The organism is Novosphingobium resinovorum (assembly GCF_036352595.1).
In the GTDB taxonomy this organism is placed as follows: domain Bacteria; phylum Pseudomonadota; class Alphaproteobacteria; order Sphingomonadales; family Sphingomonadaceae; genus Novosphingobium; species Novosphingobium resinovorum_B.
The window spans coordinates 51,852-69,201 of sequence record NZ_JAZFAX010000001.1 but is presented as its reverse complement, the minus strand read 5'-3'; the positions used below and the strand labels follow the sequence as shown (position 1 = coordinate 69,201).

Genomic DNA, 17,350 nt, shown 5'->3' with positions numbered 1-17,350 from the left:
CTCAGTCGACGCAGATCGCATAGGCGGACTTGCCGCCCTTGATCTCCGCATAGCAGCCGAACAGGCGATCATCGGCCTGGCATTGCCCGGTCGCCGCCTTGTCCGGCGATACCGAACCAGCGCTGCCCACGCACTTGCCCTCGCACTGCGCGGAATCGGTGCACTGCCTGCCCGCGTCCGCGTAAGCATGCACGCACATCTCCATGCCGAGCATCCCGCGCCGCTGCACCGTGCCGCCGCCGGAGGTGCAGGCCGCCTTGTCCGCCGCGCTCATATCGCGCGCGTAGGACTGGTTGCCTGCAGGCTCGGCGGGACCGGTCGGCGCCGTGGGCGTGACCGGCCCGGGCGCAACAGGGCCGGGTTTGGGCGCTTCGACGGGGGTGCAGCCACCCAGCGCCAGCGCACCCAGCGCGGTCAGGAACAGGAGGCGCGAGCGGGCGCCCATCAGAACGGCAGCGGTTCGGACAGTTCCTCGACGGTCCACGGCAGGCCGTGCTTGTTGAGCATGTCCATGAAGGGATCGGGGTCGAACTGCTCCATGTTGAACACGCCCTCGCCAACCCAAGCCCCCGTCACGACCATGGCCGCGCCGATCATCGCGGGCACGCCGGTGGTGTAGCTGACGGCCTGGTTGCCGGTCTCGGCGTAGGCGTCTTCGTGGTCGCAGATGTTCTTGATGTAGAACGTCTTTTCGCCCGAACCGTCGAGCGCCTCGCCCGTCGCGATGTCGCCGATGTTGGTCTTGCCCTTGGTCGTGGGACCAAGCGATGCAGGCTCGGGAAGGACCGCCTTCAGGAACTGCAGCGGCACGATCTCGACGCCGTTGTAGATCACCGGGTCGATGCGGGTCATGCCCACGTTCTGCAGCACGGTGAGGTGCTGGATGTACGCATCGCCGAAGGTCATCCAAAAGCGGCCGCGCTCCATTTCCGGCAGGAATTTCGCAAGGCTTTCAAGCTCTTCGTGGTACATCATGTACATGTTCTTGGGGCCGACGCCCTCGAAGTCGAAGCTCACCTTCTTGGCCATCGCCGGGGTTTCGACGAAGTCGCCGTTCTCCCAGTGGCGGGCCGGCGCGGTGACTTCGCGGATGTTGATCTCCGGGTTGAAGTTCGTCGCGAAAGCCTGGCCGTGGTCGCCGCCGTTGCAGTCGAGGATGTCGAGCGTGCGGATGGTCTTCAATTTATGCTTCTTGAGCCACATCGCGAAGACGCTGGTGACGCCCGGGTCGAAGCCCGAACCGAGCAGCGCCATCAGGCCGGCTTCCTTGAAGCGCTCCTGATAGGCCCACTGCCAGTGGTACTCGAACTTGGCCACGTCCTTGGGCTCGTAGTTCGCGGTATCCATGTAGTGCGTGCCGGTCGCAAGGCAGGCATCCATGATCGCAAGGTCTTGATAAGGCAGGGCAAGATTAACCACCAGCTTCGGACCGATCTCGCGGATCAAGGCCGAGGTCGCCGCCACGTCATCGGCGTCGATGGCGTAAGTGCCGATGGTCACGCCGGTGCGCGCCTTAACCGATTCCGCGATCGCCTCGCACTTCGAGACCGTGCGGCTGGCGAGATGAATGTCCGAAAAGATATCGGGATTCATCGCCATCTTGTGGACCGCGACCGATCCGACGCCGCCCGCGCCGATCACCAGAACCTTGCTCATCAACCTGTCTCCATTGCGGCATCAAGGCCCTGAAGGCCAATCGAAAGCGCGCCATATAGGGCCGTTCTGTGACAACTCAACTGTGTGGCACACAAGGTGCACTCAACGGCACCTAAACATACCCTAGCGGCACACCGCGCAACCGCAACCGCCGCACGGACCACCCCCGAAGTGTCATAAACCGCCTTCGAGGCGTCATCAGCCGGTCACCCCGCAGTGTCATCCGCGCCGCATCCCTTCGCAGGAGCCAGTGCCATGACCAGACCCCGTTCCCGTCCTCGTTCGGGCCTCATCGAAAACGCGGTCGTCCGCGACGAGGCATCGCGCAAGACCCGGCTGCTCGACAAGGCCTTCGCGATGGCGTTCAAGGGCCTCGTCTATGCGCAGATCTGGGAAGACCCGGTTGCCGACATGGCGGCGATGGAGATCACGCCGGACAGCCGCATCATCACCATCGCCAGCGGCGGCTGCAACGCGCTGTCCTACCTGACGGCGGACCCGGCGCACATCACCGTGGTGGACCTCAACACCGCGCACATCGCGCTGAACAATCTCAAGCACGCCGCCGTGCGCCACCTCAGCCCTGCCGACGTGCGCCGCTTCATCGCCGAGGCCGACCGGGCGGAGAACGTCGCGCTCTACCGCGAGCGCCTCGCCCCGCACCTCGACGAGGCGACCCGCCGCTACTGGGAAGGCCGCGACCTGGTCGGCCGCCGCCGCATCGGGGCGTTCACGCGCGGCGTCTATCGCCACGGCCTGCTCGGCGGCTTCATCGGCGCGGCGCATGTCATCGCCAAACTGCACAAGGTGAACCCGGCCGAGCTTCTCGACGCCGATTCGATGGAAGAGCAGCGCCGCATCTTCGACGAGCGCTTCGCCCCGGTGTTCGAGCGCCGCTTCGTGCGCTGGCTGACCAAGCACCCCGCCTCGCTGTTCGGCCTCGGCATCCCGCCCGCACAGTACGACGCGCTGGCGGGCGGCCAGTCGATGGCCGACGTGCTGCGCGGCCGGCTGGAGAAGCTGGCCTGCCACTTCCCGGTCAACGACAACTACTTCGCCTGGCAGGCGTTCTCGCGCGGCTACGGCAAGGGCACCGAGGCCCCCCTGCCCCCGTACCTGCAGGAAGCCAACCTGCCGCTGGTCCGCGACCGGCTCGACCGGCTGGACCTTCGCCACGCCAACTTCACCCATGTCCTCGCCGCGGCGGACGACGCCAGCTACGACCGCTACGTCCTGCTCGACGCGCAGGACTGGATGACCGACACCCAGCTTACCGAGTTGTGGACCGAGATCACCCGCACCGCGAAACCCGGCGCCCGCGTGCTGTTCCGCACCGCCGCCGAACCCTCGCTGCTGCCCGGCCGCGTGCCCGATGCCATCCTGGGTCGCTGGGACTACCGCATCGAGCAATCGCAGACGGCGACGCTCACCGACCGTTCGTCGATCTACGGCGGCGTCCACCTCTACGTGCTGAAGGGCTGAACCCCATGGCGACCGCAGCCCCCAGCCACGCCGCGCTGATGGACCGCATCTACCGCTGGCAGCGCCCGATCTACGACCTGACGCGCAAATATTACCTGTTCGGCCGCGACCGCCTGATCGACGAACTCGATGCCAAGCCCGGCATGGCGGTGCTGGAGATCGGCTGCGGCACCGGCCGCAACCTCGCCCGGGTGGGGCGGATCTGGCGCGGGGTGAAGCTGTTCGGGCTCGACATCTCCAGCGAGATGCTGCGCGGCGCGCGGCGCACGCTGGGGACCGGCGGCACGCTGGCACTGGGCGACGCGACCCGCTTCGACGCCGGCGCGCTGCTGGGGCGCGAGGGGTTCGAACGGGTGATGCTGTCCTATGCCGTCTCGATGATCCCGGACTGGCAAGCGGCGCTGGCGCAGGCCGCGTCGACGCTGGCGCCGGGCGGGCGGCTGCATGTCGTGGATTTCGGCGACTGCGCCGGCCTGCCCTCGCCTCTGCGCAAGGCGCTGCTGGCATGGCTGGCGAAGTTCCACGTCACGCCCCGCCAAGACCTCGCCACAGTCGCCGCCCGCGTGGCGCGCGAGCAAAGCCTGGTGGCGGAGCACCAGCGCGGGCCCTTCGGCTATTACCAGATGGTGCGCCTGTCACGCTGACGGCGGGGCAGGCTCTCGAAGCCTCGGCATTGGAGCGGGTCGCCGTCATCCCGGCGACACGCGCCCTCAGTGGAAGAAGAACCACAACAGCAGGATGACCGGGATCGGAACGCCGATAAGCCACAACAGGATACCCTTGCCCATGATCCGTTCTCCTTGGTTATGAAGGAACAATGTGCCGGAAGCGCCGCGGTTCCCTGCCGCTGACTTCCATCCGGCGCCGCGAGCCCCTAAGACCCCGGCCATGACTTCCCCCCGCGAACCGACCGCCGAAGGCGTCGCCGCAGCCGCCCGCAAGGTGGCCGAGATCCTCCCCGCCACCCCGCTCCTGCCCCTGGAGATCGATGGCCGCACGATCTGGTGCAAGGCCGAAAGCCTGCAGCCGGTCGGCGCGTTCAAGATCCGGGGCGCCTGGCACCGCCTCACCGCGCTGTCGCCCGACGAGCGCGCACGCGGGGTCGTCGGCGTATCGAGCGGCAACCATGCGCAAGGCGTCGCCTGGGCCGCGCGGCGCCTTGGGATCGCGGCGACGATCGTGATGCCGGTCGATGCCCCGCAGGTGAAGCTTGCCAACACCCGCGCGCTCGGCGCCGAAGTCGTGCTCTACGACCGTCCCGGCGGCGAGGACCGCGACGAAGTCTCCGCGCGGCTCTGCGCGGCGCGCGGCGCCACCCTCGTCCATGCCTATGGCGACCCCTGGATCATCGAGGGCCAGGGCAGCACGGGCATCGAGATCGCCGCGCAGATGCGCCAGTGGGCGGGCGGGGAACCGGACCTGGTCGTGGCGCCCTGCGGCGGCGGCGGACTGGCCTCGGGCCTCGCCCTCGCCTGCCCCGACGCGCGCATCGTACCGGTCGAGCCCGAAGGCTGGGACGATGTCGCCCGCAGCCTCGCCGCCGGGCACATCGAACGGGTTGCAACCGATGCGCCGCCCACCGCCTGCGACGCCCTGCAGACGCCGGCGACCTGGCCGATCAACTTCCGGGTGCTGCAGGCGCGCTGCCCGTTCGGCCTCGTCGCCACGCCCGCCGAAGTGCGCGCGGCGCAGCGCCTCGCCTTCGCCAGGCTGCACCTCGTGATCGAGCCCGGCGGCGCGGCGGCGCTGGCCGCGGTGCTGGCGGGCAAGGTGGAACTCGGTGAACGCACCGCCGTGGTGCTGTCCGGCGGCAACACCGACGCCGGGGCCTTCGCGCAAGTGCTGTCGGGCACGAACTAGGGCGTAAACCTGGCGGACACCGCATCGGCCCGATCAAAGTTGTTATGGAACAGGCAACGATTGCAGGATATATTCCCGGTACAAGGATAAAAGAGTTCGGGAGTACGCGATGGACAAGGGAGTGCCCTTCCGCCCGTTGAAGCCGTTCAAGCTCGTCTTCATCGCCGTGGAACTGTTCTTCATCGGCATCACGCTGGCGGCGCTGGCGGACGCCTTGTCCAGTCGCAACTGGGGGCTGGGCTGGAGCGTGTTCTTCATCGGCTTCATCGCCAGCGCCTGGGGGGCGATGGCCTACCCGGTCTGCGGCGGCTGCTGCGGCTGGGATCGCGAACGCGGTTGAAGCCGGTGCGCCGTAGCTGCTAGGAGCGCCGCCATGGATTTCGACGACCAGCTGCGCCGCTACTTCGCCACCGAAGACCTTTCCACCGTCACCCCCGCCGGGATCGAGGCCGGGGTGGAGCGGATGAAGGTCGATTTCGGCATGGAGAAGGACAAGGGCCGCCGCTTCGCGCTCTGGACCTTCATGTACATCCTGGGCTCCGCGCCCGATCTCGACGTCGCCTTCGAGCATGAGGACGAACGCAATGCCGCGCGCGACTTCATGGACATGATGGCGCAAATGGGCGCGGATTAGCGCGCCGGGGGCTTCGGAGGGCTCAGCCGTGACCCTTCGACAAGCTCAGGGTGAGCGGACCCGGTGGCAGATCTCTCAAATCCGCTCAAGCTGAGCTTGCCAAAGCCCCCATCCGGCTCAGGCTGACGTTACGCCGTATCCCGCACGAAGTAGCTCGCCAGTTCCACATGGGTGGACCAGCGGAACTGGCCGACCGGGCGCAGTTCCACCAGCCGGAAGCCCGCCTCGATCAGCCGCGCCGCATCGCGCGACCAGCTCGACGGGTTGCAGCTGACGTAGACCACGCGCCCCACGCTCGAATCGGCGATGCAGTCCACCTGCTCCCGCGCGCCGGCACGCGGCGGGTCGAGCACGACGGCGGCGAAGCGGCTCAGTTCGTCGGGCTGCAGCGGGTTGCGGAACAAGTCGCGGTGGACGCTGAACACCGGCAGCTGCGCGCGGTCGGCGCCCGCCTTGCAGGCATAGTGCACGTCGCGCGCGGCTTCGGCGGCCAGCACCTTGGTCTCCGGCCCGGCCAGCGCGAAGGCGAAGGTGCCCAGCCCCGAGAACAGGTCCGCCACCGTCGGCGCACCCGCCAGCCATTCACGCGCGGCGCTCACCAGCGCCTCCTCGCCGTCGAGCGTCGCCTGCAGGAACGTGCCCGGGGGGAACGGCACCTTGACGCCGCCGAGCGTGACGGTAACCGGCACCGGCTCCCACACCGTTTCGAAGCCGTAGCCGCCGTCCATCGTCAGGCGCGCCAGCTTGTGTTCGCGCGCGAAGTCCAGCATCGCCTCGGTGGCGGCGAGGCCCTCGGCGGTCAGGCCCTTGATGCCGAGGTCGATGCCCTGGTCCACCAGCGTCATCTCGATGTCGGCGGCCATGCGCGCCTGCGCCTTGCCGGGCGCGGGCTTGCCGTGGCGGCCCTTCTTGACCGGCGCCGCCTTGCCCATGGTGATGAGCAGCTTGCGCAAGGGGCCGAGCAATCCGACGATCTCGGGCACGAGGACGTGGCATTCCTGCACTTCGACCAGCCGGTGCGACTTCGCCTCGCGGAAACCGATCACCACGCGCCCGCCCGAGCTTTCCGCGCGCAGCGAGGCCCGGCGGCGCGACGAAGGCGGCGAGAGATGCGGCGCGGCCAGCGCCTGCGTCCCCAGTTCCTGCGAGGCGGCGGCATTGGCCACGCGCGCCTCGACGAAGGCGGTCAGGCTTTCCTCGTCGAGCTGCTGCAGCTGGCACCCGCCGCACTGGCCGAAGTGGCGGCACGGCGGCTCGACGTGATGCGGCCCCCATTCGAGCGTATCGTCGATGCGCAGCTTGTCGCCGGGCGCGGCGCCCCAGGCGAAGCGGCCGGACGCGGTGACGCCGTCGCCCTTGGAGGCGATGCGCAGGATTTCTTCGGATTCGGTCATGGTAGCGCGCCTATGCTCCCGCTTGGCGCGGCTAGCAAGTTACAGGCAATGCGCCAGCGCGAGCGGCACCGCGCGCGCGAGTTGCCCGGCGGTGAACGCAGGCGGACAGAGCCGCGCCGCCTCCCCGTGCAGCCATACGCCCTCGCAAGCCGCCGCGAACGGTTCGGTACCAGTGGCGAGGCGGCTGGCGATCACGCCCGCCAGCACGTCCCCGGTGCCCGCGGTGGAGAGCCACGAACGCGCCCGCGCGGCGCAGGCGATGGCCCCGTCCGGCGCCGCGACGACGGTGTCCGGGCCCTTGGCGACGATCACCATCCCGCTCGCCCGGGCGAGCGCGAGTGCGCGTTCGGGCCGCGTACCCGCGCCGTCGAGGTCGAAGGCCCGCTCCAGCGCCACGAGTTCGCCCTCGTGCGGGGTCGCGATCGTCGGCGCAGTACGCTCGGCGAGGTGGCGCGGGGCCAGCAGCACCAGTGCATCGGCATCGACCAGCGCCGCCACCGGCTCCGCCAGCGCGACCACCAGCCGCTCGCGCGCCGCCGCGTCGCGGCCAAGCCCCGGGCCGACGAGGACCGCCGTGTTGCGATCGTCGGTCAGTACCTCCGCCAGCGCCCCCTGATCGACCACGAGGTCGGCGGGGACGTTGCGCTTGCTCTCGGCGAACAGCTTGACGTAGCCCGCGCCCGCGCCCTGCGCGGCGACCCCCGCCAGCACCGCCGCCCCCGGCATCGCCCCGCCGACGACGGCAAGGAGCCCGCGCCGGTACTTGTGCGCATCGGCGCCGGGCGCCGCGAGGATCGGCCGCGCGATCGCCCGCGCCGCGCCATCGACGCCGTCGATGCCGATCCGGACCAGCTGAAGCTGCCCCATCCGCGCGCTGGCGGGCATCAGGAAATGCGCGAATTTCCACGCCCCCAGCGCGATCGTCAGGTCGTAGGCCGGCAGGCCCTCGTTCAGCAGCATCCCGGAATCGGACTGCATGCCGCTCGGCAGGTCGATCGCCACGCACCTTGCATGGTCCCGCGCCAGCCGCGCGAGCAGCGCCGCATGCCCGGTCGAGAGCGGCCGGGTCAGCCCGGTGCCGAACAGGCAATCGACCAGCACCTCGCCGCTGACCGGCGCATCGGGGCCCAATATCTCGCCGCCGAAGCGCGCCCGCGCAGCGCGGCAGGCGTCCGTCGCGGGCTCCGCCGCCGCGACCACCACGGCATCGCCGCCCCGCCGGCGGATCGCCTCGGCCAGCACGTAGCCGTCGCCGCCATTGTTGCCCGGCCCGCACAGCACGGTGACGCGGCGGTGCGCCGCCATGCGCCAGACCCATTCGGCGGCGCCCCGCCCGGCCACGTCCATCAATGCCTCGACGCTGGAGCCGGCGGCGATCAGCCGCGCCTCGGCCTCGCGCATCTGGCGGGCGGAAAGGATCTGGCCGGAAGTATCAGTCATGTGCGGCATGGGGCTTCACCGTTGCGGGAAAGACATAGCGGTCGAGCCCCACCGTAACTTCGAGACGCTTGTCGACAAGCCGGGAGCGCACCGGCCCCGCGCTGTCGAGCGTCGTCACCCCGGTCCCGTCCCCGGTCGCCGCGAAGCGCCGGTAGCCGCCGTCGGGATGATGGACGACGAGCGTGGTGCGCCCATCCTTCTCGATCCTCTCCACCGAACAGGCGGGGGTCAGCTTGGTCACGCCGCCGACGGCGCAGTCGATATGTTCCAGCCCCACCGCGACCGGCCCCGGCTCCTTCTCCCCCGAGCATGCGGCGGCGAGGCCGAAGGCGCCGAGACAAGGCGCGAGCACGAGGAGCGAACGGAGGAGTGAGGAAGTCATCGGCCACCGTATTAGGCACCGCAGGCGGATATCGAAAGACCCCCTCCCCGAATGGCCCCGTGCCGCCCGTGATCCGGGCATGGCAGCGGCACCTCCCACCTCCCGGGGCCCAGGCGCGATCCTGCAGACGCCATGGCCGGTCAGCCCCTTCCTAGGAGTTTGCGGCCTGGCTGCGCTCGAAGACCGCAAGCTGGTCGGCGAAGGCGCGCGCATAGGCGGGGCGTGCCTGGGCGCGGGCGATGTAGGCGGCAAGACCGGGGTAGTCGGCAAGGATGCCCGAGCTTTCCAGCCGCCGCAGCACCGTGACCATCATCAGATCCCCGGCGCTGAACGCACCGTCCAGCCACTCACCCCCATCGAGCGCCTCACGCTGGCCGAGATGCGCCGACAGCTCGTCCAGCCGCACCCGCACGCGCCCGTCCAGCATGGCCAGCCGCTCCTCGTGCCAGGGCTTCGCGCTTTCGAACAACGCGGCCATGCTGCGTTCGACGATCGGCGGCTCGACCGTGCTGAGCGCGGCGAACAGCCACGCGGTCGCGCGGGCCTGGGCGGCCGGGTCGGCGGGCAGCAGGCCCGGATGGGTCCGGGCGAGGTGCAGCACGATCGCACCCGATTCGAACAGGGCGATGCCGTCCTGCTCGAAACTCGGTATCTGCCCGAAGGGATTGAGCGTACGGTGCGCGGGTTGCTTGAGCGCCTCGAACGACAGCAGGCGCACCGCGTAGGGCAGCCCCAGTTCCTCCAGCGCCCAGCGCACCCGCATGTCGCGGGCAAGACCGCGCCCCCGGTCGGGCGAAGTCTCGAAGGCGGTGATGGTGATCGTCGTCATCGGCGTTCCTCTGCTCCGTCTCATGGCAATGCCGGCGGCGCGGGATGCCACCAGCCATGCTCTCCCTGGGTCTGCGCCACGGTATCGATCCGTCGCTTGCCCAGGTATATCGCCAGCCCTCCGGTGCGCCCCAGCGACGCGCGATCGGCCTTGACCCAGCGCGGGCGACAACTGCGCGGCAGCCAGCGGTCGGACACGACGATGTCGCTGCGTTCGCAGGCCGCCGCCAGGGCGCGTTCGGGAACCGCGTCCCGCCCGCGCGAGACGAGCACGCGCCAGATCGCCCCGGAGCGCGCGATCGCAAAGGCGCAGAAGTCCCGGTTGCACCGCGCGCCGGGCCAGCGGTCGAGCGCGGCGGGCTCGCCTTCCATGCCGGCAAGCTCCATCAGGTTGTCACGCCCATAGCCTCCAGCACCGCCGCGCAGCACGAAGAGCCGCGCCCCGCCTTCCCCGACCACTCCGCCGTCCTCTACCACGCCGACATGGCGTCCATCGCCGGAAACCAGCAGGTCGGCAGGCGGCGCGGCGGCGAGCATCGCTCCGCCCGCGAGGGCCGCCGCCAGGCCGATCCAGCGTATGCGCCCGCTCCACAAGCCAAGCCACAGTCCTCCCGCAACAAACAGCGCGAAGGCGCCGGGGCTGGTCGCGGGAAGCAGGTTCACGGCGCCGGGGCGCGATGCGAACCAGTGGGCGAGGCCCGTCAGCAGGTCGATCGAGATGCCTGCCAGCCACCACACCGGCGCCCCGAGCCCGACCAGATCGAGCACCAGCGCCCCGGCAAGCAGCGGCATGACCACGAAAGTGGAAAGCGGTATCGCCACGACATTGGCCAGCGCGCCGTAAACACCCGCGCGGTGGAAGTGATAGAGCCCGATCGGCATGAGCGCGAGGTCGATCACCGCGCCGGTGAGCAGGAGCAGCGCCAGGTGCCGCAATCCGCGCGCCGCCAGCGATTCGTCGCGCGGACCGAGAAAGCGCTTCACCGGCTCGGCGGTGGTGAGCGCGACGAGCGCCAGCACCGCCCCGAAGCTCATCTGGAAGCTGGGGCCGGTCACCGATTCGGGCCACAGCAGCATGACCAGGAAGGCAGCCACCGCCAGCATGCGCAGCGACAGCGCCTCGCGTCCCAGCACCAGCGCCGCCAGCACCAGCAGCGCGCCGAAGCACGAGCGCACCGTCGGCACTTCTGCGCCCGAGAGCAGCGTATAGCCGACCCCGGCGAGCGCCCCGCCCCCGGCCGCGACGATCGGCAGCCGCACGCGCAGCGCCACGAACGGAAACAGCGCCAGTATCCGGATGACCAGGACATAGACCGCGCCGACCATGGCACTGACATGCAGGCCGCTGATGGACAGCAGGTGGGCGAGGCCGGAATCGCGCATCGCCTGGTCGTCCGAAGGCGAAATCGCGCCCCGGTCCCCGGTCACGAAGGCCGCCGCGATGCCGGCGCGCCGATCGCCGATGCTGCGGGCGATGTGGTCGGTGAGCGACTGGCGCAGCCGTGCCAGCCCGCCCTGCCCGCGCTTCCCGCGCTCGACCAGTCGCACTTCGCCGATCACCGCGCCGCTCGCCGCGATGCCGGTGAACCACGATGTGCGCGCGAAGTTGTACGAACCCGGCAGCATCGGCGGCGCCGGCGGCATCAGCCTGGCACGGAACGCCACGAGATCGCCGACGGCGACGCCTGCCGCTCCTTCACCGGGGACGTTGAGCCGCGCCTTGATCGCCCGCCCCGTTCCCGGCTCGCGCATGGCCAGCAGCAGGCGATCGCGCTGCAACGCGGGTTGCGGCTCGATTGCCAGCACGCGGGCATGGAAGAGGCCCGCGATCGGCCGCTCGATACCCGGCTGCCCGACCAGGCAGGAACGTCCCCACACGATCAGGCAACCCGCCATCACCACGAGCGGAAGCACCCGCGCCGCCCGCGCCAGATGCGGATGGGCTCCATGGCGCGAGAAGGTCGCATGACAAGTTGCAAAAACCGCAACGCAGGCCAGGCAAAACCCGCTCCACCACGGCCAGGAAGGTAGCCGAAACCACGCGATTATGCCGGCCGCGAAGGCCACGACCAGCCACGGACCGCGTTCGAATCCGGCCTGCGAAAGAAATCGCTCGACGGCGGCCAAAACCCTCGACAAGAGGCCTTTGGCGGTCCATGGCCCATGCTGCAATGCAGCGGTTCCGGGCACTTCCGGAAGCGCAGTTTCACAAGTCGCGGCGTGGATCCCCATGGCCGCCAATAGGACAGGAAGGTCGGGTAGATGGCAAGCGGCAGTGCATCGGGCGAGGCGACTGGCACGGAGGCACCCCGGCCCCGCCCCGTCGTAACGCGCTTTGCTCCCTCGCCTACCGGTTACCTCCATATCGGAGGCGCTCGCACCGCGCTGTTCAACTGGCTCTTCGCGCGCCGCCACGGCGGCAAGTACCTGCTGCGCATCGAAGATACCGATCGCGCCCGCTCCACGGAGCCGGCGATCGACGCGATCTTCGACGGCCTCTCGTGGCTCGGCCTCGACGGGGACGAGGCGCCGGTGTTCCAGTTCGCCCGCTCGGACCGTCATGCCGAAGTGGCCGCGCAGCTGATGGCGAACGGCCACGCCTATCGCTGCTACCTGACCCAGGAAGAACTCGCCGAGCGCCGCCAGAAGGCGCAGGAAGAACGCCGCCCGTTCCGCATCGACAGCGAATGGCGCGATGCCGATCCCGCGACTTGGCCGGCCGACCGCTCGTGGGTGGTCCGCGTCAAGGCCCCGCGCGAGGGTTCGACGACGATCGAGGATCTCGTGCAGGGCACGGTGACCGTGCAGAACGAGGAAATCGACGACTTCGTCATCCTGCGCGGCGACGGTACCCCGACCTACATGCTGGCCGTGGTGGTGGACGACAACGACATGGGCGTAACCCACGTCCTGCGCGGCGATGATCACCTGAACAACGCCTTCCGCCAGCTCGTCGTCATCAACGGCATGGGCTGGGACGTGCCGGTCTACGGCCACGTTCCGCTGATCCACGGTTCGGACGGCGCCAAGCTGTCCAAGCGCCACGGCGCGCTGGGCGTCGATGCCTATCGCGACGAGATGGGCCTGCTGCCCGAAGCCGTGTTCAACTACCTGCTGCGCCTCGGCTGGGGCCACGGCGATGAGGAAATCATCAGCCGCGAGCAGGCGATCGAATGGTTCGACATGGTCGACGTGGGCAAGAGCCCCTCGCGCTTCGACCTCGCCAAGCTCCAGAATCTCAACGGGCATTATATCCGCGAGGCCGACGACGTGCGGCTGGCCGGCCTCGTCGAAGCGCGCCTCGAAGGCGTGGACGGCGACGAGCCCGCCGACCTGCTGGTCCGCGCCATGCCCGTGCTCAAGGTCCGTGCCAAGGATCTGAACGAACTTGCAGAAGGCTCTGTCTTCCTCTTCGCCCAGCGCCCCCTCGCCATGAGCGAGAAGGCGCTGGCGCTCCTGACCGACGAGGGGCGCGAGCGCCTCGCCGCGATCCATGGGCGCCTGTCCGGCCAGGCCGACTGGACTCTCGAGGCATTGGAAGCCAACCTGAAGGCAATGGCCGAAGACCTGGGACTGGGTCTCGGCAAGCTCGCGCAACCCTTGCGGGCAGCCCTGACGGGTCAGACGACCTCGCCGGGGATATTCGACGTACTGGTATTGCTCGGACGGGAAGAGAGCCTCGCGCGCATCGGCGAGCAGGCTCAGGTTCCCGCCGGGTCGCAGTCATAAGGAGATAATTGGTGGGTGATCAGGCTAAACTGAGCGTCGGCGGCGCGGAACACGACTATCCCGTTCTCAAGGGAAGCGTGGGTCCGGACGTCATCGACATCCGCAAGCTCTACGGCCAGACGGGCGCGTTCACGTTCGATCCGGGCTTTACCTCGACCGCGAGCTGCGAGTCGGCGCTGACCTACATCGACGGCGACGAAGGCGTGCTGCTGCACCGTGGCTATCCGATCGGCCAGCTGGCCGAGAATTCCTCGTTCATGGAAACGAGCTACCTGCTGCTGAATGGTGAACTGCCGAGCAAGGACGAGCTTGCCACGTTCGAGAACACCATCACGCGCCACACCATGCTGCACGAGCAGCTGCGCCAGTTCTACCAGGGCTTCCGCCGCGACGCGCACCCGATGGCGATCATGTGCGGCGTGGTCGGCGCGCTTTCGGCGTTCTACCACGATTCGACCGACATCGCGGACCCCGAGCATCGCAAGATCAGCTCGCACCGCCTGATCGCGAAGATGCCGACGATCGCTGCCGCCGCCTACAAGTATTCGGTCGGCCAGCCCTTCGTCTACCCCGACAACAAGCTGAGCTACACCGGCAACTTCCTGCGCATGACCTTCGGCGTGCCCGCGGAAGAGTATGAGGTGATCCCGGCCGTCGAAAAGGCGATGGACCGCATCTTCATCCTCCACGCCGACCACGAGCAGAACGCCTCGACCTCGACCGTGCGCCTTGCCGGTTCGTCGGGCGCGAACCCTTTCGCGTGCATCGCGGCCGGCATCGCCTGCCTGTGGGGCCCCGCACATGGCGGCGCGAACGAAGCCGCGCTCAACATGCTCAAGGAGATCGGTACGCCGGACAAGATCCAGCACTACATCGATCGTGCCAAGGACAAGAACGACCCGTTCCGCCTGATGGGCTTCGGCCACCGCGTCTACAAGAACTACGACCCGCGCGCGACTGTCATGCAGTCGACCGTGCGCGAAGTGTTCGACGCGCTGAAGGTGGACGATCCGCTGTTCGAGACCGCGCTGCGCCTCGAAGAGATCGCGCTCAGCGATCCCTACTTCGCGGAGAAGAAGCTGTTCCCGAACGTGGACTTCTACTCGGGCATCATCCTTTCGGCGATCGGCTTCCCGACCACCATGTTCACCGTGCTCTTCGCGCTCGCGCGCACCGTGGGCTGGGTCGCGCAGTGGAACGAAATGATCTCCGATCCCGGCCAGAAGATCGGCCGTCCGCGCCAGCTCTACACCGGCCCGACGCAGCGCGACTACGTGCCGCTCGGCCAGCGCTGAGCCGCAAATCCGGGAAAAGAACGGGGCCCTCGCGAAAGCGGGGGCCTTTTTCGTTATCTGCGGCGCCCCGCCACAATCCCGCCGCATCACGGGCACATGCTCGATGCTTCAACGGGGCGCTATAAACATGCTGTTCATTCGAATCCTGGCCCTGCTTCTGGGCCTGCTCGCCATTTGCGCCGGACTCTTCGTGGCCTTCCAGGGCACCGGCGTGCTGAAATGGCCGCACGACAGCATCATGGTGGGCCAGCGGGCCTGGGCCATTCGCGGTGTCGTGCTGGCGATGGTGGGGGCGATCGTCGTCTGGCTGGCGCGGCGCGCCTGACCCTCAACCTTCCGGATCGACCGGCACTTCCAGAATGAATCGCGCGCCCTGGCCGGCTTCGCTTTCCACGGTCAGGTCGCCATTCATCGCGCGGGCGAGCCGGCGCGAGATGTAGAGCCCCAGCCCCGAGCCGCCATCGCCGCTTCGGCCGAGCCGCTCGAACTTCTCGAACACCCGCGCCTGCTGGTCGGGCGCGAGCCCCGGCCCCTGATCGCCCACCGTCGCCCGCGCGCGCTCGCCATCGCGTTCCACGCTGATGACAATCTGCGAACCGGCGGGCGAATAGCGGATCGCATTGCCGACGAGGTTGAGCAGCACCTGCAGCACGCGCCGGAATTCCGCCAGCGCCGGCACGGTCTCGCCTGCCTCCGGCGCCTGCAGGACGATGCCCTTCTCGCGCGCCCTGACCCCGAGGATGCCCGCCGCCTGCCGCGCGACTTCCGCAAGGTCGATGAAATCCGGCGTGGTGGAGAAACTGTCCGCCTCGACCACTTCGAGGTCGGCCATGTCGTCCAGCAGATCGAGCAGCAGCTTGCCCGCGCTGGCGATTTCGCCGGCATAGTCGGCGTAGGCGTCCGGCAGCGGCCCGGCGAGGCGGGTACGGATCGTCTCCGCATTGGCGACGATCCGGGCGATCGGCTGCTTGAGCACCGGGGCGAGATCCTGCCCGACCAGTGCCCGGCGCGGCGCTGGAGGATGTGGAGCCGAGGCCGGGGGCGCCGCCGCCGGCGATGCGGCCTGATCCGAAAGCAGCAGCAGTTCGAAGCCGGAGGGCTCGAAGCCGGGGCGGATCTGGGGGATCAGCGAAACCCGCCAGTCGCGCGGCGATCCGGCGACGATCACCGGGGCGCCATCGAGCAGCCGCCAATGCAGCGGCTGCTGGTGCGTGACTTCGGCGGGGGGAAGGAATTCGGTCCAGCAACGCCCCGCGCCCTGCTCCATCGCCGCCGTCAGCGCGGCAAGCTCGGGAGCCTGCGAGGTGACTACGATCACCCGCTGGCCGTCGTCCAGCCAGGCGGAAAGCTCGGCGAGATGACGATCGATCGCCGCCCGGCGCTGCCCCGCCGCCGCGCCGTCCTCCGACACCAGCGGCGTGGCCTGCCAACTGCGGACCTGGATCGCGGTGCCTTCTCCCTCGGGCGCCACTTCCACCCAGCTGGAGATCGCATCGCTGCCGTCCTGCGCATTGACCGCGCGCGCCGCCGACCTGCCGGTACGCCGCACGCTGCGCACGAGATCGAGCAGCTCGGGAACCGCGATCGTACCGGGCATGTCGCCGCCGCAGCGCAATTGCAGGCCGGCGAGCGGCTCGTCGGCCGTCAGCAGCCGGTCCTGCCCATCGCAGGCCCCGCGCGCGAGGATGGCCCCTGCCCCGCTCATCCCGCCAGCCCTTCGCCGGACAGGATCGCGGCCGCCTGAACGGCATCGCCGCCCGCCAGTCCCTGCGGCGCCGCGGCGCCGGGATGAAGCGCCAGAATCTGTTCTTCCACCACCCCTGCCGAGGCCCCTGCGGCTTGCAGTCCAAGCACCAGACGCGCCTGCTGGCCGGGCTGGGTCGCCAGCGTGGCCGCCTCGCGCGTCTGGCCCGAGGCCATCGCCAGCCGGGTCAGGAACAGCGCGGCGCCGTCCTCGGCGACGATGGGCGACCGGTCACCGGCTTCGCGCACCAGCGCCTGCGCTTGCGCGAGCCGGTTCTCCGTCTCGCCATGAAGGCTGCGCGCCGCCGCTTCGACCGCGTTAACGCGGTCGGCCAGGGCCGGCTCGGCCCCGGCCAGCGTGCGCAGGATGGCCAGCACCGCCTCGAGCACTTCGGCCGGGAGTTCCGCGATCGGCAGCGCCATGCGCCGCTGGGCCTGGCTCCATCGCGCCTGCGCCGCCAGGAAGCCGCGTGCCGAGGCATCCCCGGCGGCGATACGCGCCAGCACCAGAGGCGATGCCACCGGATCGAGCGCGAGCCGCTCCTGCAGCCGTTCGGTCAACTGCCACTCGAGCGCCAGGGCATGGACATGGCCCAGCAGCAGAGGATCGTCGAGGAACGCCCGCGTCAGCACGGCGATCTCGTCGGGCGCGTGGGCCCGGCGGTCGGCCTCGCCGATCAGGGCGTCGAGAAGCTGCGCGGCAAGGTCCGACAGCATCGCACGCACGCGCGTCACGATCTCCTCGCCCAGCAAGGCGCTTTCCTCGGCCGCGACCAGATAGCGCAGCACCGGCACGGCCGCCGCCGCCGCCGCGTCGCCGCGTGCGAGGTCGCGCCGCAGCCTGGCCACGGTGCCCGGGGTGTCTGCCGAATGGACGGCCTGATCGATCATATGACCCGTCTAACCG

The 17,350-nt window shown here is 69.5% G+C and carries 18 protein-coding genes; 8 read left to right on the top strand and 10 right to left on the bottom strand.

Annotated elements, in window-relative coordinates:
- Position 1 precedes the first annotated feature (1 nt).
- Positions 2-445, bottom strand: a complete 444-nt coding sequence (locus V2S85_RS00340) for a hypothetical protein (protein WP_330700900.1) — start codon at positions 443-445, stop codon at positions 2-4.
- Positions 445-1,656: a saccharopine dehydrogenase family protein gene (locus V2S85_RS00335; protein WP_271181103.1), complete on the bottom strand. Its 1,212-nt coding sequence runs from the start codon at positions 1,654-1,656 to the stop codon at positions 445-447. Before V2S85_RS00335 ends, V2S85_RS00340 begins: the two co-directional genes overlap by 1 nt.
- 255 nt (positions 1,657-1,911) lie before the next feature.
- On the opposite strand from V2S85_RS00335, the gene V2S85_RS00330 reads away from it, so the two are divergent.
- On the top strand, positions 1,912-3,138 hold the full coding sequence (locus V2S85_RS00330; protein WP_330700899.1) for a DUF3419 family protein: 1,227 nt from the start codon (positions 1,912-1,914) through the stop codon (positions 3,136-3,138).
- A gap of 5 nt (positions 3,139-3,143) precedes the next feature.
- On the top strand, positions 3,144-3,782 hold the full coding sequence (locus V2S85_RS00325; RefSeq protein ID WP_330700898.1) for a class I SAM-dependent methyltransferase: 639 nt from the start codon (positions 3,144-3,146) through the stop codon (positions 3,780-3,782).
- Between the two features lie 66 nt (positions 3,783-3,848).
- On the opposite strand, the gene V2S85_RS00320 is transcribed toward V2S85_RS00325, so the two are convergent.
- Entirely contained in the window at positions 3,849-4,028 is a 180-nt protein-coding gene (locus tag V2S85_RS00320; RefSeq protein WP_330700897.1) for a hypothetical protein, read from the bottom strand.
- Between V2S85_RS00320 and V2S85_RS00315 the strand changes: the two genes are divergently transcribed.
- From V2S85_RS00315 to V2S85_RS00305, 3 genes are all read left to right on the top strand, one after another.
- A complete protein-coding gene (locus tag V2S85_RS00315; RefSeq protein ID WP_330700896.1) occupies positions 4,027-4,998 on the top strand; it encodes a threonine ammonia-lyase in 972 nt (323 codons plus the stop codon). The genes V2S85_RS00320 and V2S85_RS00315 overlap by 2 nt on opposite strands.
- A gap of 109 nt (positions 4,999-5,107) precedes the next feature.
- Positions 5,108-5,338: a hypothetical protein gene (locus tag V2S85_RS00310; protein WP_330700895.1), complete on the top strand. Its 231-nt coding sequence runs from the start codon at positions 5,108-5,110 to the stop codon at positions 5,336-5,338.
- 33 nt (positions 5,339-5,371) lie between these two features.
- Positions 5,372-5,632 (top strand): hypothetical protein, encoded by a 261-nt coding sequence (locus tag V2S85_RS00305; RefSeq protein ID WP_330700894.1) that lies wholly within the window; start codon positions 5,372-5,374, stop codon positions 5,630-5,632.
- Between the two features lie 128 nt (positions 5,633-5,760).
- Here the strand turns inward: V2S85_RS00305 and V2S85_RS00300 are convergent, their stop codons facing one another.
- From V2S85_RS00300 to V2S85_RS00280, 5 genes are all read right to left on the bottom strand, one after another.
- The gene (locus V2S85_RS00300) at positions 5,761-7,026 is read right to left on the bottom strand and encodes a class I SAM-dependent RNA methyltransferase (RefSeq protein ID WP_330700893.1); all 1,266 of its coding nucleotides are present in this window, start codon (positions 7,024-7,026) and stop codon (positions 5,761-5,763) included.
- A 39-nt stretch (positions 7,027-7,065) separates the two neighbouring features.
- The gene (locus tag V2S85_RS00295; protein WP_330700892.1) at positions 7,066-8,466 is read right to left on the bottom strand and encodes an NAD(P)H-hydrate epimerase; all 1,401 of its coding nucleotides are present in this window, start codon (positions 8,464-8,466) and stop codon (positions 7,066-7,068) included.
- Complete coding sequence (locus tag V2S85_RS00290; RefSeq protein ID WP_330700891.1) at positions 8,459-8,848, bottom strand: hypothetical protein; 390 nt, start codon at positions 8,846-8,848, stop codon at positions 8,459-8,461. Before V2S85_RS00290 ends, V2S85_RS00295 begins: the two co-directional genes overlap by 8 nt.
- A gap of 151 nt (positions 8,849-8,999) precedes the next feature.
- Complete coding sequence (locus V2S85_RS00285; RefSeq protein WP_330700890.1) at positions 9,000-9,677, bottom strand: glutathione S-transferase family protein; 678 nt, start codon at positions 9,675-9,677, stop codon at positions 9,000-9,002.
- 20 nt (positions 9,678-9,697) lie between these two features.
- Entirely contained in the window at positions 9,698-11,590 is a 1,893-nt protein-coding gene (locus V2S85_RS00280; RefSeq protein WP_330700889.1) for a ComEC/Rec2 family competence protein, read from the bottom strand.
- Between the two features lie 348 nt (positions 11,591-11,938).
- Here V2S85_RS00280 and gltX point away from each other — a divergent pair, with 348 nt between their 5' ends.
- The 3 genes from gltX to V2S85_RS00265 all read left to right on the top strand — a co-directional run bounded on the left by gltX (position 11,939) and on the right by V2S85_RS00265 (position 15,025).
- Entirely contained in the window at positions 11,939-13,405 is a 1,467-nt protein-coding gene (gltX, locus tag V2S85_RS00275) for a glutamate--tRNA ligase (protein ID WP_330700888.1), read from the top strand.
- 11 nt (positions 13,406-13,416) lie between these two features.
- Positions 13,417-14,700, top strand: coding sequence for a citrate synthase (locus V2S85_RS00270; RefSeq protein ID WP_330700887.1), 1,284 nt, complete (start codon positions 13,417-13,419; stop codon positions 14,698-14,700).
- Between the two features lie 127 nt (positions 14,701-14,827).
- Complete coding sequence (locus V2S85_RS00265) at positions 14,828-15,025, top strand: hypothetical protein (protein ID WP_330700886.1); 198 nt, start codon at positions 14,828-14,830, stop codon at positions 15,023-15,025.
- A gap of 3 nt (positions 15,026-15,028) precedes the next feature.
- Here V2S85_RS00265 and V2S85_RS00260 read toward each other — a convergent pair whose 3' ends face one another.
- Positions 15,029-16,405 carry a sensor histidine kinase gene (locus V2S85_RS00260; RefSeq protein WP_330700885.1) on the bottom strand — a complete coding sequence of 459 codons (1,377 nt, stop codon included), beginning with the start codon at positions 16,403-16,405 and terminating at the stop codon, positions 15,029-15,031.
- On the bottom strand, positions 16,402-17,334 hold the full coding sequence (locus tag V2S85_RS00255) for a hypothetical protein (protein ID WP_330700884.1): 933 nt from the start codon (positions 17,332-17,334) through the stop codon (positions 16,402-16,404). The genes V2S85_RS00260 and V2S85_RS00255 overlap by 4 nt, the downstream gene beginning before the upstream one ends.
- Positions 17,335-17,350 lie beyond the last annotated feature (16 nt).

What these genes read in the sequence shown, in the direction of transcription:
- V2S85_RS00295 (WP_330700892.1), bottom strand. Translation starts at nt 8,466, where the DNA reads ATGACTGATACTTCCGGCCAGATCCTTTCCGCCCGCCAGATGCGCGAG.
- V2S85_RS00320 (WP_330700897.1), bottom strand. Translation starts at nt 4,028, where the DNA reads ATGGCCGGGGTCTTAGGGGCTCGCGGCGCCGGATGGAAGTCAGCGGCA.
- V2S85_RS00315 (WP_330700896.1), top strand. Translation starts at nt 4,027, where the DNA reads ATGACTTCCCCCCGCGAACCGACCGCCGAAGGCGTCGCCGCAGCCGCC.
- V2S85_RS00300 (WP_330700893.1), bottom strand. Translation starts at nt 7,026, where the DNA reads ATGACCGAATCCGAAGAAATCCTGCGCATCGCCTCCAAGGGCGACGGC.
- gltX (WP_330700888.1), top strand. Translation starts at nt 11,939, where the DNA reads ATGGCAAGCGGCAGTGCATCGGGCGAGGCGACTGGCACGGAGGCACCC.
- V2S85_RS00285 (WP_330700890.1), bottom strand. Translation starts at nt 9,677, where the DNA reads ATGACGACGATCACCATCACCGCCTTCGAGACTTCGCCCGACCGGGGG.
- V2S85_RS00330 (WP_330700899.1), top strand. Translation starts at nt 1,912, where the DNA reads ATGACCAGACCCCGTTCCCGTCCTCGTTCGGGCCTCATCGAAAACGCG.
- V2S85_RS00335 (WP_271181103.1), bottom strand. Translation starts at nt 1,656, where the DNA reads ATGAGCAAGGTTCTGGTGATCGGCGCGGGCGGCGTCGGATCGGTCGCG.
- V2S85_RS00255 (WP_330700884.1), bottom strand. Translation starts at nt 17,334, where the DNA reads ATGATCGATCAGGCCGTCCATTCGGCAGACACCCCGGGCACCGTGGCC.
- V2S85_RS00260 (WP_330700885.1), bottom strand. Translation starts at nt 16,405, where the DNA reads ATGAGCGGGGCAGGGGCCATCCTCGCGCGCGGGGCCTGCGATGGGCAG.
- V2S85_RS00325 (WP_330700898.1), top strand. Translation starts at nt 3,144, where the DNA reads ATGGCGACCGCAGCCCCCAGCCACGCCGCGCTGATGGACCGCATCTAC.
- V2S85_RS00265 (WP_330700886.1), top strand. Translation starts at nt 14,828, where the DNA reads ATGCTGTTCATTCGAATCCTGGCCCTGCTTCTGGGCCTGCTCGCCATT.
- V2S85_RS00305 (WP_330700894.1), top strand. Translation starts at nt 5,372, where the DNA reads ATGGATTTCGACGACCAGCTGCGCCGCTACTTCGCCACCGAAGACCTT.
- V2S85_RS00310 (WP_330700895.1), top strand. Translation starts at nt 5,108, where the DNA reads ATGGACAAGGGAGTGCCCTTCCGCCCGTTGAAGCCGTTCAAGCTCGTC.
- V2S85_RS00340 (WP_330700900.1), bottom strand. Translation starts at nt 445, where the DNA reads ATGGGCGCCCGCTCGCGCCTCCTGTTCCTGACCGCGCTGGGTGCGCTG.
- V2S85_RS00290 (WP_330700891.1), bottom strand. Translation starts at nt 8,848, where the DNA reads ATGACTTCCTCACTCCTCCGTTCGCTCCTCGTGCTCGCGCCTTGTCTC.